At 45.0% G+C, this 1,676-nt stretch carries 2 protein-coding genes; one reads left to right on the forward strand and one right to left on the reverse strand.

The features are described 5' to 3' along the window. Window positions 1-191, forward strand: a 191-nt coding sequence (locus tag KDK17_RS15330) for a hypothetical protein (protein ID WP_257254675.1), incomplete at its 5' end; no start/stop codon positions are given. A 137-nt stretch (window positions 192-328) separates the two neighbouring features. On the opposite strand, the gene KDK17_RS15335 is transcribed toward KDK17_RS15330, so the two are convergent. Beyond that, window positions 329-1,676 (reverse strand): WD40 repeat domain-containing protein (locus KDK17_RS15335; RefSeq protein WP_257288444.1); only part of this gene is annotated, 1,348 nt, incomplete at its 5' end.

Genomic DNA, 1,676 nt, shown 5'->3' on the forward strand with positions numbered 1-1,676 from the left:
CGGGTGTTGATGAGAGTGGCTCACCAAGGCAAGAATGGTTATTTATGCAGTCCATCGTTCGTTTCTTAAAAGTTGTTCTTTTCTCTGGTTGGCAAGGATATTCAAAATTGATTCTGCGGCTTAGAGTCGGTTTTAGCATGGAAGTTCATAACATTGATGTTAGTGAAGCTAACAGGAAAACAGGACTTTGATTCGGGAAAATGATCAATAAGTAGAAATCAGGTTTCTGTCTTTCAGAATGGCTCTCAGGGCTATTGATTGCATGATCCTCACTTCGGGTCAGAACCTGAAACCCACCAAAAACCATTTGCCGATTGAAAGCAATCAGTCACTCATCCATCCTTAGTTCAGTGATTTTCGCCGACTCATCTTCATGAATCGTCAACACATGGCCATCGGTGCTGAAGGTGGCTGACTTGATCTCACTATCATGGTAAATGGTGACTTTTTTTTGCCATGATCCGTCGCTTACCCGACCGTAAACAATAGCAAGATGATAATTTACCGGCAGCAATAAATTAAATAATGTATGTCTTAACTGGTCATAAATAAATTCCGACGCACTATCTTTATTGGCTGTGACCAAATGGCTGCCGTCGGTGCTGAAGGATGCTGATCTAATATACATATTATTGAAAACGGTGGTTTTTTCTTCCCAGGAGCCATTAACCTTACGGCCATAGATTTTTACCTTCCTGTCTTCACTGAGGATCATCACATGGCGGCTGTCGGCGCTAAAGGTTGCTGATGTGATTGTCATATGATTGGGAATGGTAGCTCTTTCTTCCCATGATCCATGATCGTTCAGGCCATAGATTTTCGCCTTATTATCTTCACCGTAGGTGATCACACAGCGGCTATCGGGGCTGAAGGTGGCTGAATAGACCCAACCGTTATGAGAAATGGCGGCTTTTTTTTTCCATGATCCGTCTTCCAGACCATAGATTATCGCCCTGTCATCTCGACCGGAGGTTACTATGTGGCGGCTATCGGCGCTGAATGTGGCAGAGAAGAGACGATTCGAAAAGATGGCTTTTTCTACCCATGACCCATCGAGCTCCAGGGCATAGATTTTCACCTTATTATCTTCACATTCGATGATCATATGGCGGCTATCAGCGCTGAAGGTGGCTGATATGAGTGGATGATCGTGGTAAATGATGGCTTTTTGTATCCATGACCCATCGTCCTTCTTGCCATAGATTTTCGCTTTGCTATCTGAACTGGCAGTCACCAGATAGCGACTATCAGCGCTGAAAGTGGCTGATCTTACTGAAAGATCGTGGCAAATGATGGCTTTTTCTGCCCATGACCCATCGTCTTCCAGGGCGTAGATTTTCGCCTTGCCATCGTCACTGACGGTCACTACGTAGCGGCTATTGGCGCTGAAGGTAGCTGATATAACAGTTTTATTATGGGTAATAGTGGTTTTTTCTTCCCATGATCGTTCGTCCTTCTTGCCATAGATTCTCGCCTTGCCATCTACACTGGCGGTCACTACATAGTCGCCATCGTTACTGATCATGAACGATATTACACGACCATCATGGGAGATAGTGCCTTTTGCCTGCCATGAACCATCGGTCTCCCGACCAAAGATTATCACCGTTTTACTATCACAGACGCTCACCAGATACTGGCCATCGGCACTGAAGGCAGCAGAGTTGATCTTGCCA

The sequence above is a fragment of the Endozoicomonas sp. SESOKO2 genome, from assembly GCF_024606245.1.
In the GTDB taxonomy this organism is placed as follows: domain Bacteria; phylum Pseudomonadota; class Gammaproteobacteria; order Pseudomonadales; family Endozoicomonadaceae; genus Endozoicomonas_A.